General features: G+C 68.7%; 11 protein-coding genes. 8 read left to right on the top strand and 3 right to left on the bottom strand.

The window, feature by feature from the left end; genetic code table 11:
- The 6 genes from NTX40_10425 to amrS all read left to right on the top strand — a co-directional run.
- A partial coding sequence (locus NTX40_10425) for an HAD family hydrolase (protein MCX5649488.1) occupies positions 1-557 on the top strand: 557 nt, incomplete at its 5' end.
- Positions 554-4,090 carry a hypothetical protein gene (locus tag NTX40_10420; GenBank protein MCX5649487.1) on the top strand — a complete coding sequence of 1,179 codons (3,537 nt, stop codon included), beginning with the start codon at positions 554-556 and terminating at the stop codon, positions 4,088-4,090. The genes NTX40_10425 and NTX40_10420, both read left to right, overlap by 4 nt.
- A gap of 11 nt (positions 4,091-4,101) precedes the next feature.
- Positions 4,102-4,596 carry a nitroreductase family protein gene (locus tag NTX40_10415; GenBank protein MCX5649486.1) on the top strand — a complete coding sequence of 165 codons (495 nt, stop codon included), beginning with the start codon at positions 4,102-4,104 and terminating at the stop codon, positions 4,594-4,596.
- A gap of 131 nt (positions 4,597-4,727) precedes the next feature.
- Positions 4,728-6,323, top strand: coding sequence for an AmmeMemoRadiSam system protein B (amrB, locus tag NTX40_10410; protein ID MCX5649485.1), 1,596 nt, complete (start codon positions 4,728-4,730; stop codon positions 6,321-6,323).
- Positions 6,323-7,333, top strand: coding sequence for a DUF362 domain-containing protein (locus NTX40_10405; protein ID MCX5649484.1), 1,011 nt, complete (start codon positions 6,323-6,325; stop codon positions 7,331-7,333). Before amrB ends, NTX40_10405 begins: the two co-directional genes overlap by 1 nt.
- Before the next feature lie 179 nt (positions 7,334-7,512).
- Positions 7,513-8,772: an AmmeMemoRadiSam system radical SAM enzyme gene (amrS, locus tag NTX40_10400; GenBank protein ID MCX5649483.1), complete on the top strand. Its 1,260-nt coding sequence runs from the start codon at positions 7,513-7,515 to the stop codon at positions 8,770-8,772.
- Here the strand turns inward: amrS and NTX40_10395 are convergent.
- On the bottom strand, positions 8,678-11,053 hold the full coding sequence (locus NTX40_10395; GenBank protein MCX5649482.1) for a hypothetical protein: 2,376 nt from the start codon (positions 11,051-11,053) through the stop codon (positions 8,678-8,680). The genes amrS and NTX40_10395 overlap by 95 nt on opposite strands.
- A gap of 244 nt (positions 11,054-11,297) precedes the next feature.
- Between NTX40_10395 and NTX40_10390 the strand changes: the two genes are divergently transcribed.
- Positions 11,298-11,798: a nitroreductase family protein gene (locus NTX40_10390; protein ID MCX5649481.1), complete on the top strand. Its 501-nt coding sequence runs from the start codon at positions 11,298-11,300 to the stop codon at positions 11,796-11,798.
- 121 nt (positions 11,799-11,919) lie between these two features.
- Here the strand turns inward: NTX40_10390 and NTX40_10385 are convergent, their stop codons facing one another.
- Positions 11,920-12,375, bottom strand: a complete 456-nt coding sequence (locus NTX40_10385) for a hypothetical protein (GenBank protein MCX5649480.1) — start codon at positions 12,373-12,375, stop codon at positions 11,920-11,922.
- Positions 12,376-12,613: 238 nt separating this feature from the next.
- Here NTX40_10385 and NTX40_10380 point away from each other — a divergent pair, with 238 nt between their 5' ends.
- The gene (locus tag NTX40_10380) at positions 12,614-13,888 is read left to right on the top strand and encodes a glucuronate isomerase (GenBank protein MCX5649479.1); all 1,275 of its coding nucleotides are present in this window, start codon (positions 12,614-12,616) and stop codon (positions 13,886-13,888) included.
- Between the two features lie 82 nt (positions 13,889-13,970).
- On the opposite strand, the gene NTX40_10375 is transcribed toward NTX40_10380, so the two are convergent.
- Positions 13,971-15,059 carry a glycosyltransferase gene (locus NTX40_10375; GenBank protein MCX5649478.1) on the bottom strand — a complete coding sequence of 363 codons (1,089 nt, stop codon included), beginning with the start codon at positions 15,057-15,059 and terminating at the stop codon, positions 13,971-13,973.
- Between the last annotated feature and the right edge of the window lie 111 nt (positions 15,060-15,170).

The following is a 15,170-nucleotide window of genomic DNA, read 5'->3' as shown; positions in this document are numbered from 1 at the left end:
TGCTCGAACGGATAAATCTTCTGGTGCTGGACGTGGACGGCGTCATGACGGACGGGCGGATCGTGTACGATGCGCGCGGGACGGAAACGAAAGCGTTCCACGTGCGCGACGGCCAGGGCGTCAAGTACTGGCTGCGGGCGGGGCACGAGGCGGCCATCCTTTCGGGCCGCGAGTCGCCCATCCTTCGCCGCCGCGCCGAGGAACTCGGCATCGCCGCCGTCTATGAGGGCGCGAAGGACAAGTTGCCGGTCTTCGAGAAGATCCTCAAGCGGTTTCGCCGAAAGGCCGAGAACGTCTGCTACATCGGCGATGATTTGCCGGACCTGCCGATCCTGGCGCGGGCGGGGTTTGCCGTCGCGCCGGCCGACGCCGTCGCCGAGGCGAGACGCATCGCTCACTACGTCGCGCGGTCGCGCGGCGGCGCGGGGGCCATCCGCGAGACGGTGGAACTCATCCTCGAGTACCAGGGCCTCTGGGCCGGCATCACGCGGCGCTACGCCGAGCGGCTGCCCGGCGACCTGCCGGCCGCCCGCCACCCGTGGAGGACCGGGCCGTGACCTTTCGCCGCGTCATGCTCGTCGTGCTGCCCGTCCTGGCGGTGGTCTTCGTCTTCATGGTCCTGCGCACCTGGTACAGGGAGTGGGAAGCAGGTTTTCCGGCCGAGGGTCCGGTCGCCTCGGGCGGCGCGCTTCAGAAACCCGCGGGCGGCGGCGCGGAAATGGAAACCGGCAGCGGGACCGGCCACGAAATCTCCACGAACGTCAACCTCATCCGCAAGGACCGCGAGGGCCGGCCCGAGATGCAGTTCCTCGCCGAACGGATCGTTCACATGGAGAAGAACACTTCGGACATCACCCGCCCGCGCATCCGCTTCTTCTCGCACAGCGGCGAGGTCATCACCCTCTCGGCCGACTACGGCCACGCTGTGACCAAGGGCGCCGTCACCGACATCTCCAGCATCGAGTCGGGGCGGCTCTGGGGCAACGTCATTCTCATCCACCACGGGAAAAACTATGAGGACCCCGCCGACGACATCCTCGTCGGTCTGGAGGACCTGACGTTCAACAACGAAACCTACGAACTGGCCACCGACGGGCCCGTGGTCATGGTCGGCAGGGAGATGGACCTGACGGCCCGGCGGATGCAGATGGTCCTGGACCGCAAGACGCGCCGCATCGACACGATGACCTTCTACGAGAATATTCTGATTACGCTCGAGGCGGGCGACCGCCTCCAGATGGGCCTGGGCGTCCGGCCGAAGGCGGCTCCGGCCGCCGAATCGCCGGGAGCGCCGCCGGCCCCGGCCGCGCCCACGGCGCCTGCCCCGCCGGCGCCCGCCGCACCGGCCGCATCGCCCTCGAAGGCCTCGCCTGAAGCCGCGCCGGCGCCGGAAGCGCCGAGTGCGCCGGAAGAGAGAAAGGGCGGCGACCTCTGGCGGATCGACCTGGGCGGCGAGGTGGACGCACGCCAGATGGACCAGCGGCTCCTGTGCGACCAGTTGACGCTTTACAATGCGACGGCCCGGTCGGCCGTCCAGCGCGGCGGGCCCGAAGCAGCGGCGCCACCGGTCCCGGAAGAGGTTCCGCCGGGAACCACGGTTCCCGCCCCGACGCCGCCCCGAGGACCTGCCGCGCCCTCCGGACCCGCCGCGGCGCCCGCCGAACCGGGCGCCCCCGGGGGCGAACCGTCGGCCGAGGAGCCCGAGTTTCTCCGGCCCGGCGCGCTGCCGCCGGTCGTGGTCATCGCCGACGGCCCGCTCATCATCACGCCCGTGCCGAGCGAGGAACGCAAGGAACTGAAAGGGGCGGAGAATGAAGTCACGGCCGTCGGCAAACCGGCCGTCGTCGAGGACGGTCCGACGCGCATCGTCGGCGACGAGGTCCACTATAACCTGAAGACGGGCGGCGGCCTGGTCGTCGGCCGCGAAGGCCAGTATATCCTCGAGCAGCCGGGGCGCCTGTGGCTGACGGGCGGCCGGCTCCAGTTTGACCGCACCCTCGGAACCGCCGACGTGGCGGGTAAGGGCAAACTCCACGCCGTCGTCGCCACGGCGAGCCTGACCGGAACGCCCGCGCCCGCCGACGAAGGCGCGAAGCCGCCGACGAGCGCGCTGGACGCCTCCTGGACGCGCGGGATGCGTCTGGCGTTCTATGAACTTCCGAGCGGCGAGTCGCGCGGCGGGGGCCAACTCCGCCAGGCCGCCTTCAGCGGCCAGGCCGAGGTCGTCCAGCAGGACGGCCTGCTGAAGGGCGACGAACTCGTGATCGACTTTTTCCCGGCCCTTCCCGGCGGCGGTCCGAGCAAGGCGGGCGAGAACCGCGGACAGGCCGTCCAGCGCCTGGTCGGCCACGGCGACGTATTCGTGAAGAACACCCGCCCCACCGCCGCCATCGCCGGCGCCCAGAACGTCGGCGACATCGCCTGCCAGAACCTCGACATGACTTTCGCGCGCGGGGCGACCGGCGGCAGCGAGCCCAAACGGATGAAAGCCTCCGGGAAGGTCCTCATCAACGACGCCAAGGGCAAGGTCCGCGCCGAAGACCTCCTCGTCACCTTCGCGCGGAACGACAAGGGCGTACTCGACGCCGACTACCTCGACGCTACCGGCGACGTCCTCATCGACCGCGCCGACCTCCTCGCCGAGGGCGATCACGTCAAACGCGACCTCCCGAACGGCATCCTCCTTCTCGAGGGCACCGAGAAGAAACCCGCGCGCGCGGCGCGCACCACGCTGCGGTCCGAGGAGGTTCTCGTTCCCGAACTCCCCGCCGGTCGGCGCGAGGCGACGGTCATCGGTTGGCGGACTGCCGTGGGCGGTGCGGTTAAACGGGGCGACGTGCTCGCCTCGATTTTCACGGGCGTCGGCCCCGTCGCCATCCAGGCGCCGGTTGACGGCGTGTTGAAGAGCATACTCCGCCAGGTGGGCGATGCGGTCGCTGCGGGCGACGTCGCCGCCGTGCTCGACGTTCCGCTCACGTCGCGGATCGGCGGCCCGAAGGTGGAGTTTCTCGAGAAAGAGGGCAAGGCCCGTGTCCGGGGCGCGGGGGAACTCGAAGTGCCCGCCTCAACGGACCTTCGGGGCCGGCCGCGGCAAAGCGCCGACCCGCTCGTCATCCGGTGGAAAGAGAGCATGTATTTCGAGGACGCGCGGAACTTCGCGTTCTTCGACGGCGACGTGAAGGCGACGACGGGCGCCAGCCGACTCGACTGCCGACGCATGTGGGTCTACTTCCGCGACGCGCCCGAGAAGGCGCCGGCCCCCGGCGCGGTCGCGGGGACGCCCGCTCCGGCCAAGGACCGCTCGTCCCCGATGGGCGGCCTCATGGGCCGCAAAGCCGTCGAACGCGTCTTCGCCGAGAACGACGTGCGGGCCGTCGAACGCCGGATGGACCCCGACGGCGCCGTGCGGTACCAGATGGAGATCGACGGCGACAACCTGACGTACGTCGAGGCGAACCGCAAGGCCTACCTCCGCGGGCCGGGACGCATGCGCATCCTCGCGCGCGAGAAGGCGGACCCCGGCAAGGCGGCGCCGCCGGGCCTCGGCCACGCCGACGAGGGCAAGTTCTGGGCGGTCGAGGCGCCCGCCGGCTACGCCCGGACGAACGTCGCGTGGACCGAGGGGATGGCCTACGACGGCGCCGGCGACCGGTGCTATTTCAAAGGGAACGTGGAGGTGATTCACGTCGGCCGAGGCTCGCCGGGCGCCGGGGCTGCCTCGGGCGGCAAGCCCACCACGACGAAGATCCGCAGCGGCGACCTCCAGGTCGTCTTCAGCGAGCGCGCCCCTTCCGCCGCCGCGCCCGCCGCACGCGAAGACCGCATGACCGTCGAGAAGATGGTGGCGGACGGCGGCGTCCGGTTGTGGGTGGACGACCGTTGCGGCAGCAGCCAGCGGCTGATGTACCAGCGGGCGCCGGAACTGATGCGCCTTTACTCGGGCGCCGACCAGTGGGCGCGCCTCTGGCAGGCGACCGAGGCGACGCAGCAGTTCGGCGAGGTGGCCGCACGCGTCATCACCTACCATCCGGATTCCAAGCGCGTCGAGATGATCGACCAGCAGGAAATCGTCGTCACGCCCAAGCGATAAAGGAGAGGCCGATGGATGCCCTGGAAGCCCTGCGCAGCCGGCGCTCGTGCCGACGTTTCGCCGACCGCCACGTCGGACGCGAACTCGTCGAGCAGGTGGTGGACGCCGGCCGACTGGCCGCCACCGCGCGCAACGAGCAGCCGTGGGAGTTCGTCGTCGTGACGGATGCCGCCGCTCGCCGCGAGATCGCCGCCATGACCGACTACGGCCCCTTCATCGCCGACGCGCCGGTCTGCATCGCTGTCCTCGCCGAGGCGACGAAGTATTACCTCGAAGACGGGTCGGCCGCCACCCAGAACATGCTCCTCGCGGCCCACGCCCTCGGCCTCGGCGCGTGCTGGGTCGCCGGCGACAAGAAACCCTATGCCCCGCAGGTCGTCAAACGGATCGGGGCCCCGGCCGAGTTGCACCTGGTCTCTCTCGTGGCCATAGGGTGGGCCGAAGGCGCGCTGGCGAGTCCCGGCAAACGGTCCCTCGAAGACGTCCTGCACTGGGACACCTATTGACGTCCCGCGGGCTTTTCAGGCTCGGACCGCCGAGGCGAATCCCCAAGCGGATTGTCCTCGGCGGTCCGTGGGCTTATAATCAAGTCGTGAGCGAGAACCTGCCGTCCAACTTCCCCTAAGGAGGTCCGAACATGGACGCGCGACGCCCGAACGCCTGCCTGTGGTTGATCCTGTCTCTTGCGGCGGGGTGCCTGGCTGTCCCCGTTGCGGTCGCCCGGTCGGCGGAGGCGCCTGCTGCCGAACCGCCGAAGGAGAAGGTCCATGCCTGCGCCGGGGCTGGGCGGTGGTTCCCGGCCGACGCGGACGGCCTCGCGCGCACGGTGGACGGATTTCTGTCCGAGGCTGGCGCCGAGATTCCGCGCCCGCCGGTCGCGCTGATTGTTCCCCATGCCGGGTACGAATACTCCGGCGCCGTGGCGGGGAAGGGATACGCGACGCTCAAAGGCCGCTCTTACAAGCGCGTTATCCTCCTCGGGCCGAGCCATCAGGCCGCCGTCCGGGGCGCGAGCGTCCTTCGCGCCGACGCCTACGAGACGCCGCTCGGCCGGATCCCCGTCGACGCCGAGGCGCGCGATGCGCTCCTCAAGTGCCCCGTGGTCCGGGAGCAGCCGGCCGCGCACGCCGGCGAATGGTCCGTGGAGAACCAACTGCCGATGCTCCAGCGCGCCCTCAAGGATTTTGCGATGGTCGAGGTGATCGTCGGCGTCATGACGCCCACCGAGCGCACCACGCTGGCCGAAGCCCTGCGCAAACTGACCGATGCCGAGACGCTCCTCGTGGTCGGCACGGACTTCACGCATTACGGTCCGCGCTTCGGCTACGTGCCGTTCACGGACCTCGTGGCCAAACGCCTCGCCGATCTGAATGACAAGGCCGTGGCGAAGATTCTCGACCTCGACGCAATTGGCTGGGACCGGTTTATTGCGGAGACGGGCGATACGATCTGCGGCCAGGCGGCCGTGGGACTCCTCCTCGAAGTGCTCAAGGCCCGGGGCGACGTGAAAGGCCAGCGCGTCGCCTTCGACACCAGCGGCCGGATCACCGGCGACTGGGGAAACTCCGTGACCTATGCCTCGATCGTCTTCTGGCGGACCGGCGAGGCCGCCTATCTTAAAGGCCCCGAGAAACAGACCCTCCTTCGCCTCGCCCGCGACGTCCTCAAGGAGTTTCTGAACACCGGCAAGGCGTCTCTCGACGAATCGAAGTATGAACTGGCCGGTGTGCTCAAGCGGCCGGGCGCAGCCTTCGTCACGCTCAAAAACCACGGACGCCTCAGGGGCTGCATCGGCACATTTCTGCCTCAGACGCCCCTGTACCAGACCGTCGCCGAGATGGCTCGCGCGGCCGCGCAGGATTTCCGGTTCCGCGGCAATCCGGTGACGCCGGCGGAATTGGGCGAAATCGACATCGAGATCTCCGTCCTGACGCCCCTGGAGAAGGTCCGCGATCCGCTTAAGGACATTGAACTCGGTCGCCACGGCATCTACATCGAAGGGGAGGGGAGGTCCGGCTGTTTCCTCCCGCAGGTGGCCGCCGAAACCGGATGGTCGAAGGAAGAGTTCCTGTCCCAGTGCGCGGCCGGGAAGGCCGGCCTCGCCCCGAACGCCTGGAAGAAACCCGGCGTCACGGTCTATCGGTTCGAGGCCCACGTCTTCGGGGAGAAGCTCGTGCTTCGTAGCGAAGTAGCGCCGCTACTTCGCAGAGTAGCAGAGGAGGCGAAACCGTGATGAAGCGGCGCGAGTTCCTGGCGCAGGCAGGGGTGGCGACGGCCGCCGTCGCGGGGCTGCCCTATGTGACCTCGGCGTTCGGGCCGACCCGGCCGGACCCCTCCAAGTCGCGCGTCGTCGTCGTGCGCGACGACGCCCTTGCCCAGGACTCGCCGGACCCCAAGCGCGTCCGCGAACTCCTGGACGAGGCCGCCCGCATGCTCGCGGGGGACGCCCGCCCGGCCGACGCCTGGGCACGATGGTTCAAGCCCGACGACCGCGTCGGCATCAAGGTCAACTGCCTCGGCTTCTCCACGAGCCCGGTCGTGGCGCTCGCGCTGGCCGAGGCGATCGGATCGGCCGGCGTCGCGCCCGAACGCATCATCCTCTGGGACCGCTCCGACCGCGAACTCAAGGCCTCCGGCCACACGCTCCGGACGAGCGGCAAGGGCGTGCGGTGCTTCGGCACGGACGCCCTCGCCTCGCGCGGCGGCGAGGGATATGCGAGCGAAATCGCCACCAGCGGCGCCATCGGAAGCCTCTACTCCCGCATCGTCACCGACGAGACCACCGCCCTCGCCAGCGCCGCCATCCTCAAGGACCACAACCTCGCCGGCCTCACCGGTTGCCTGAAAAACTTCTACGGCGCCATCCACAACCCGAATAAGTATCACGGGAACGGGTGCGACCCGTTCATCGCGGACGTCTGCGCCCATCCGCACATCCGCGGCCGGCTGCGGATCGCCCTGTGCGACGCGACGCGCCCCCAGTACGACGGCGGCCCGCCGTCGCGGCCGGACCGGCAGTGGGCTTACGGCGGCATTCTCCTCGCCACGGACCCGGTCGCACTCGACCGCGTGGCCCTCGAGATCCTCGAGGGGAAGCGCGCGGCCGCGAAAATGAAGACGCTGGCCGACGAGAAGCGGCCCGCCCGGTATCTCGCGAGCGCCGAGGCGCGCGGCCTCGGGGCCGCCGACCTCGTGCGGATAGAGGTCATCGGAATCGGCAAGCCATGGCTCGACGTGGGATAGAATCCGGCGATGCGGAAACGCGGGGTGCGCCAGACTTTTCTGGCACTTGGCGAAGGCGCGAAACGCGGCTTGTGTGGCACGGCCGGTCTTGTCCGGCCGTGCGGGGCGCACGGCGGGGCGAGGCCCGCCGTGCCACACCGTCTAACCTTTCCACAATGGCTGTGAAGGCTTCGTGGCCAGTGCCGGAAAATCTTGGCGCACCCAAATCGCGGCGCGAGTTCCTCCAAGCGCTCGGCGCGGGGGCCTGTGCCGCGTGTGCGGCAGGGATTGCCGGCCGATTCGCCTCCGCCCAGGCGGAGGACTGGCGGGCCCAGACGGCCGTCCACGACGCCCTGTGGTTCGACCGCCTGCCCGACAAGGCCGTCCGCTGCACCCTTTGCCCGCGCGAGTGCGTCGTCGCCGACGTCGAACGCGGGTACTGCGGCGTGCGGGAGAACCGCGGCGGCGACTATAAGACCCTGGTGTACGGAAACCTCTGCACCATCAACGTCGACCCGATTGAGAAAAAGCCTCTGTTCCATTACCTGCCGGGGACGCAGGCCCTCAGCGTCGCGACGGCCGGATGCAACATGGAATGCAAGTTCTGCCAGAACTGGGAGATCAGCCAGTTTCGCCCCGAGCAGGTCCGCAGCCTCCTGGTGCCGCCGGAGAATCTCGTCCAGACGGCGGCCGCGCGGGGCATCCCCACCATCGCCTACACGTATTCCGAGCCGGTAGTTTTTTATGAGTATATGCATGACACGGCCGCGGCGGGGCGCGCGGCGGGCGTCGGCAGCGTCATGATCTCGAACGGCTTCATCCAGGAGGCGGCGATTCGGCAACTGTGCAAGCACCTGACGGCCGTCAAGGTCGATTTGAAGGCCTTCACCGAAAAGTTTTACGAGGACCAGTGCGCGGCCCAGTTGGCGCCGGTCAAGAAGGCGCTCGAGGTCCTGGCCGACGTGGGGATTCACACCGAGGTCGTCGTCCTCTTGGTGCCGACGCTGAACGATTCGGAGGCCGAGATCCGCGAGATGACCCGGTGGCTCGTCAAGGCGCTCGGCCCGGACGTTCCCGTCCACTTCTCCCGGTTCCATCCGACCTACCGCATGAAGAACCTGCCGCCGACGCCCGTCGAGACCATCGACCGCGCCCGCAAGGTCGCCCTGGACGCCGGCCTGCGGTACGTCTATGTCGGCAACGTCCCGTTCCACGAAGGGGAGAGCACGTACTGCGCGTCGTGCGGCAAGCGGGCCATCGGGCGCGTCGGCTACCGCGTGGACCCCTCGGGCATGAAAGACGGGGCGTGCGCCGCCTGCGGGGCGAAGATCCCCGGCGTCTGGTCCCGGGACGAGGCCCTTCGATTCATGCCGAAGCCGCCGGCCGGACCGCAGCCCCCGCCGACACCAGCGCCGCGCTCAGCGCCTTCATCGTCACCACGACGAGCAGCGTCCCGCTGATGCCGAGGACCGGCACGAGGGCGACGCCGGTCACGAGCGCCCCGGCGCAGGCGCCGAGGCTGTCGGCCGCGCTCACCGCGCCCGCGACGCGTTCGATGCGCGGTTCGTCCCCCAGCCGGACGCAGGCCGCGAGCGGAAAGACGAGCCCGCCCAGGACTCCCGCGACGGCGACCAGTCCGAACGTCGCGAGTTGAACCGGCCAGTCGGCCGACGACGCGCGCAGCACCGCCAGGATGAGCACCAGACCCGCCGCGAACACCGTCACCGCCAGGTCCAGGGCGGCCAACGACCGCAGCCCCGGCCGCCGGGCCGCGTCCTCTGTCGCCCGCCCGATGCGGCGGTTCATCAGAAAACTCCCCGCCACGAGGCCGAACATGAACACGCCCACCACCAGGCCCACCATCCCGTACACGTAGCCGTAGAGCGTCTGGAAGGTATAGAGGAGGACGATCTCGACGGCCATGCTCGCGAAGCCCGTCGTGCCGACCGACCAGAGAAGGGCGGTGCGGCCCAGGCCGCGCCTGCCCCGCGCGAGACCGGTCAGGGCGGCAAGCAGTGTCGCGGCGGCGATTGCCCCCGCCGCCCACTCGAACCGCAGCGCGAGAATCGCTTCGAGCAGGCTCGACCGCCTCTCGGCCGGCGCCTCGGGTCCGGCGTGAGCCGCCTCGCTCGTCGTCGCCCAGTAGCGCATGTGGTAGATGGCCGCCGCCGGCTGCTCGTCGGTGTTCAGATGGGCCGGCCTCTGGGCCGCAAGCGCCCGCTCGACCTGGGCCCGCTTCGCAGGATCCAGAAAATCCGACGCCCCCTCGAACCATAGCGGATCGAAATATGGCGACTCGATGCCGCGCTCCCGGTAGCGTGCAGCAAGCGCCTCGCCCGCGGCGACCAACACCCCGTCCGCCTTGGCTGCGAAAACGCGCACCGGGTCGCCGTACGAGAGGAGCGTGTCCGGGAAGACGTGCGCCAACGGAATGGCTACGCTTCCGACGTACTCCGAGAGTTCGGGGCCCCACGCTCCGACGGACCCGGTGAGCGAAAACGCCAGCACGCCGTCGTCCGAAAAAATCCGCGCCAGTTCCGCGAAGAACTCCTCCGTGTAGAGCCGCGCTCCGAGCGTCGAAGCGGGCGGCGGGGCCGCGAGAACGACGAGGTCGTATCGTGGGGCAGCGTCGGCCGCAAGCCGCTTCACGTACCGCCGCGCGTCGGCAAAGTGTGTGTGCGCCCGGAGCCGCTCGGCGGCGAGGCGGTCGGCATCGTCGAGGTGCGCGACCACGGCCTCGTATTCTGCGCGGTCGAGCGTGACGTAATCGAGGCGCTCGGGCCTGTGCCGTTCCAGTTCCTTTAGCAGTCCCTCCAGCCCTCCGCCGAGGACCAGAATCCGTTTCGGATGAGGGTGCTCGCACGCCGCCAGGTGCGCTTCGATCGCCAGGTCCGTGTGGTTCGGCCACGTTGCGGCAACTGTGCCGTTCGTGTACAGGCTGAATTGGTTCCCGAGCCTGCCGACGGCGATGTTCTGGTACTTCGAGTCCACCGACTCGACGAGGTCGAGGCCCGGCGCGAAACTCCGCCATCGCCACTGGACCGTCTTGGAGTCGAGCCAGGCGGTCACGCCTCCCAGGATGAGCCCCGCGCGGACGACGGCGCACGCCAGGAAGATTGCGGCCGCGGGCCGCCACCGCACCCGCTCGCGCGCGATCGCCGCAGCCGCGGCGGCAAGAAGCGCGCCGCCTCCCGCGGTGAGGGTGAACGCGCTCGCGCGCCCGACGAGGACAAAGGAGAAGAGGGCCCCGCCCGCCAGGCTCCCCGCCGATTCGACGAGGTACGCCCAGCCGACCGACCGCGCACGCTGAGCGAGGCTTTGAGCGTCCGCGCCCACCAGCGCGCTCGCCGCGGGGAACGCGAGGCCCACCCACAGGCTCACCGGCGCGGTCGCAAGGAGCGAGACCCATGCCATGTCGCCGAGGCCGACGTACTCGCCCGGCCCGACGCCGAGCATCGGCCGCGCCGCGCGCAGCAGCAAAATCTCGGCCGCAAGGATGGGCGGCATCGCCAGGGCCGACACGAGGAGCACGATCCACGGCCGGCGCGAACGTGCCAGAATGCGCCCCGACGCCTGCGCTCCGACGGCCACTCCCGCCAGCCAGAACGCCAGCACCAGGCCCCACGCCAGTTCCGATCCGAACAGGAGGACCTGGGCCTCGCGCAGGAGCGTCGCCTGGGCGCCCACGGCATAGGCGCCCAGAAGGAAGAAAAAGACGAGGACCGCCGTTCGCCCGCGCATGTCAGCATCCTAGAAGCAACGCGGCCCCGCCGCAAGGCCACAAGTTTAGCCGCCCGCCTTGTCCCTGTTCGGTGGTTGGACCCCTTTGGGGGCGGGCGCGTTTTGTGCCGCCCACGTTTAGCCGTCGGCGGCACGCCGACGGCTGTAACTTTTTTGAGGTGCACCCCTTTCGCTCGACGTGACTTTCGCGTACAATGTTATTGTGCGGCAACCGGCGAATCGCACGCGAAGGAAGGAGGCGGTCATGGACCTTTTCGAGGCGATCGAAACGCGGGCCAGCGTCCGGGCCTACGACCCGGTCGAAATCCCGGAACAGGACCTGATGAAAATTCTCGGCGCGGGCCGGCACGCCCCCTCCGGCGGCAATCGCCAGCCGCTCCAGTACGTCCTCGTCCGCGACCCGAAGACCCTGAAGGCCCTCGAGCGCGTCCAGACGTCCTTCGCCAGCGCGTCGGCGGCCATCGGCATCATCGCCGACCCCGCCGTCTCGCGCTGGTGGCTGGAGGACGCCGCCGCGGCGGCAGAGAACATGCTCCTGGCGATCCACGCGCTCGGCTACGCGTCGGTGTGGGTCGAAGGAACGCTCCTGAAGGAAGAGGAGTTCGCGAGGACCCTCCTCGGCGTGCCGAAGGAGAAACGCTTCGCCATCCTCCTTCCGATCGGCAAGGCGCCCCAGAAGACGCCGCAGGCCGACAAGAAACCCTTGAAGGAAATCCTCTGGCGCGAACGCTACGGCAAGAAATAGCGCCGCCCGCGGAAATCAAAGCCCACGGATTCCAATCCGTGGGCTTTCGTTTGTAATCCACGCCGCCGCGCCTGCCCCGGCGTAGTCCCCGCCGCGGCGGGGACGAAGCCGGGCCGACCGCTCACGGAGACTGCTTCACGTTGACCACCGCGTTCCACCGCGGGTCCTGCCGCAGATTCTCCAGGTCCGGGTCCTGTTGCATGTACTCCATATCTCGATATCCGAGCCGGATCGCGTTGCGAAGCGACAGGAACGCCCGCGACGTTTCCTTCAGAAGCGCCAGCGAGCACGCCAGGTTGTAGTGCGCGATCGGGTCCCTCGGCTTCAGGACCACCAGCCGGCGGTCCACCGCGAGGCCGTCCCGATACCGCCCGGTCTTGGTGTAGAGGTGCCCCAGTTGCGCGAGGGCGTCCGCGTCTTCGCCCAGCCGCGCGAGCATGTCCTCCAGGAACCGGATGTCGAACGCCTCCTGGTCCTCGCGCGGGCGCTCGCTCGTCGCCTCCGCGATCGGCCGCCCGAACCACGATACGAGGTCCCAGTGATCCCAGTTCACCCGGACCCTTTCGACCCGCGCCATAGCGCCTCCTTCTCCCTTACATTATACGGCGCTTCTCGCGAAATGCCAGTCGTCGTACCGCTTGCGGCTTAGCGTCCGTTCAACGCCCGGGGATGAGCGCAGTTCAACGCCCGGGGATGAGTCCCGGCGCGCCGGGACGAATCCCCGGGACGCCTTTCACCCGCACCTTTCGTTGCGTCGCCCGCGCCAGGCCGTATAATGGTCCGAGACCCGCGTCCGTGCCGACAAAGGGGAACCCATGAGCGACCTGGAACGACGTCTGGCTGGCGAAATCCTCGCCATCCGCGCCATCGACTGCCACAGCCACGTCCCCCATCAGGCCCCCCACGCCCGCTCCCTCGCCGACCTCCTCGGATACCACTATTACACCGAGTTGGCCCACTCCGCCGGAATGCCCGCCGACGCCGTCGACCCGCGCCGCTCCGAGGCCGACCGCATCGCCGAGATGGTCTCGCGCCTCGCCACCCTCGACAACACCGTTCAGCACAGTTGGCTCGTCGAGGCCGCCAGGGAACTCTTTGCCTTTCGCGCCCCGCGCCTCACCGCCCAGAACTGGACCGAACTCGCCCAGGCCGTCGCCGAGGCCGGCAAACAGACCCACCGCTACCGCACCGTCCTCGCCAAGGCCAACCTCGAAAAGGTCTTCCTCACCAACCTCTTCGACGAGGACCTCTCCGAGGTCGACCCGACCGTCTTCGTCCCCTGCCTCCGCGCCGACGACCTCGTGTTTCAGGCGGGCGACGCCGCCGTCCGCCGACGCCTCGCCGTCAAGACCGGCATCGAGGTCGCCTCGCCGAACGATCTGCGCGACGCGGTCGGCTGGCTCTTCCGCTACTTCACGGGGCAGGGGGCCGCCTCCGCCGCCATCAGCCTCCCGCCCGATTTCGTGCCGCGGCCCCCGGACGAAAAGGCCGCCGCCAAAGCCCTCGCCCGTGCCGCGCGCGGCAAAGACCTCTCGCCTGGCGAGGCCGACGAACTCGCCGCCTTCGCCTTCGAGACGGTCGTCCAGGCCTGCGCCATCTTCAAACGGCCGATGCAACTTATGATCGGCGTCGTGAGGAACGTCTATCCCGCCGGCGTCGAGGGCGGACGCGACCTGCTTTCGCACCGCGGAAGCCTCATCGCCTACGCCGACCTCTTCCGCCGACACCCCGACGTCGATTTCGCCGTCTCCGTCCTCTCCGCCGTCTGGAGCCACGAACTCGCGACCTTCGCCTGGATCTTTCCGAACGTCAAACCCTCCGGCCACTGGTGGTACGCCAACATCCCCGTCCACATCGAGAACGAGTTGCGCGCGCGCCTCGAGGCCGTCCCGAAGGTGAAACTCATCGGATATTATAGCGACATGTACAAGGTCGAGTTCGGCCTGCCGAAGTTCAACATGTACCGCCGGGTCCTCGCACGGGTTCTCGCCCGCGATTTCGTCGAGACCGGCCTCATGACCGAGATGCAGGCCGTCGAAACCGCACGCCTCCTCTTGCGCGACAACCCCAAACGCCTCTTCAACGTCTAACACCCCGCGCGCGCCATTAAAGCCCGGGGATGAACGAAGTGAATCCCCGGGACTCCTTTCACCTGCGCCACCTGTGCCCGTGTCACCCCAGCGCCGGCGCAAAAACCTCCGCGTACAACTTCTCCACGTTCGCCCGCGTGTCCGCGCGGAACGGCAACCCCGCCATCGCCCGCGCCCGCTCGATGTCCTTCGGCAAATCCAGGCGGTATTGGCTCGCCGCATGGAACCATCCCCGCCGCGCGTAATACCACGCCAGGTACTCCTGCTCCGTCTGGCCCGGCGTCGGAATGAAAAGCGCCTTCTTCCCCAGTTCCGCGAGTTCCATCACCGTCGTGTATCCGCTCCGGCACACGGTCAGTTTCGCCCGGTTCATCATCTCCTCTTGCCCCGCGCGGTCGAGGTACCCGTGCACCTGGATCCGTTCCCCGATTTGCCGCGTCTCCTTCACCTCGGGCTTCCCCAGCGTGACCACAATGCGGCCGCCCGGACACTCCTCGACGCGCTCAAGGACGATCCGCTCGAGTTCCGTTCTCTGCGGTTCCGGTCCGGAGACGGAGATGAAGACGTCCACATCCTCCGCCACGTCCATCCGCCGGACGCTCGACAGAATCCCCGCGTAGTAAATCCTCCGCCGGCGCGCGAACCAGAGGCCGTGCGCCAGTTGCCCCGAAAGGTTCTCCACCGGGTCCGCATAGTCCGGTACGATCACCGCGCGGAATCGCCGGTGGTAGAAATAGTTGAAAAGTTCCGCGACGAACCGGAACGGCCGAAGGGCAGGGGGCGCGTGAAACCGCAGTTGATGCGATATGAGGAAACTCGGAATCTCCCGCGAGCACACGTTGAACCGGTTATCGCTCAGAATCAGGTCGAAATCCCGCTCCGCCAAGAGAAGCCGGACGTTCCGCGCCTCCCGGTGCATCGCCCGAATTATCACGGGCGCCATCGCCAGAAACTTCGGCACGAAGAACCGCGTCGCCGAGTAAGGCGTCGGATAATCCGCGAGTTCCAGAAACTCGCACCCCGGCGCCTCGTGCCGAAGCAGCGCGAGCGCACGGTCCGACGCCGCGATCGTCACGTGATGGCCCCGCTCCAGGAAGTAGCGGATGATCGGCAGGTCGCGCGTCGCGTGCCCCAGTCCCCACGAGAGCGGGCTGACGAGAATTCGCTTCACCGACCTCCCCTTCTTGTCCAGGGTGCCATGCTTTCGCTTGTCCCTGTTGTCGTTGGACCCCTTCGGGACGGAAGTTTACCCGCCGTGTCCCTGTTCCCTTTGGACCCCTTT

It is taken from the genome of Planctomycetota bacterium, from assembly GCA_026387035.1.
Lineage (GTDB): Bacteria > Planctomycetota > Phycisphaerae > FEN-1346 > FEN-1346 > JAPLMM01.
The sequence above is the reverse complement of the archived record's forward strand: the minus strand, read 5'-3'. Positions and strand labels throughout refer to the sequence as shown.

What these genes read in the sequence shown, in the direction of transcription:
- NTX40_10390 (MCX5649481.1), top strand. Translation starts at nt 11,298, where the DNA reads ATGGACCTTTTCGAGGCGATCGAAACGCGGGCCAGCGTCCGGGCCTAC.
- amrB (MCX5649485.1), top strand. Translation starts at nt 4,728, where the DNA reads ATGGACGCGCGACGCCCGAACGCCTGCCTGTGGTTGATCCTGTCTCTT.
- NTX40_10380 (MCX5649479.1), top strand. Translation starts at nt 12,614, where the DNA reads ATGAGCGACCTGGAACGACGTCTGGCTGGCGAAATCCTCGCCATCCGC.
- NTX40_10395 (MCX5649482.1), bottom strand. Translation starts at nt 11,053, where the DNA reads ATGCGCGGGCGAACGGCGGTCCTCGTCTTTTTCTTCCTTCTGGGCGCC.
- NTX40_10415 (MCX5649486.1), top strand. Translation starts at nt 4,102, where the DNA reads ATGGATGCCCTGGAAGCCCTGCGCAGCCGGCGCTCGTGCCGACGTTTC.
- NTX40_10385 (MCX5649480.1), bottom strand. Translation starts at nt 12,375, where the DNA reads ATGGCGCGGGTCGAAAGGGTCCGGGTGAACTGGGATCACTGGGACCTC.
- NTX40_10405 (MCX5649484.1), top strand. Translation starts at nt 6,323, where the DNA reads ATGAAGCGGCGCGAGTTCCTGGCGCAGGCAGGGGTGGCGACGGCCGCC.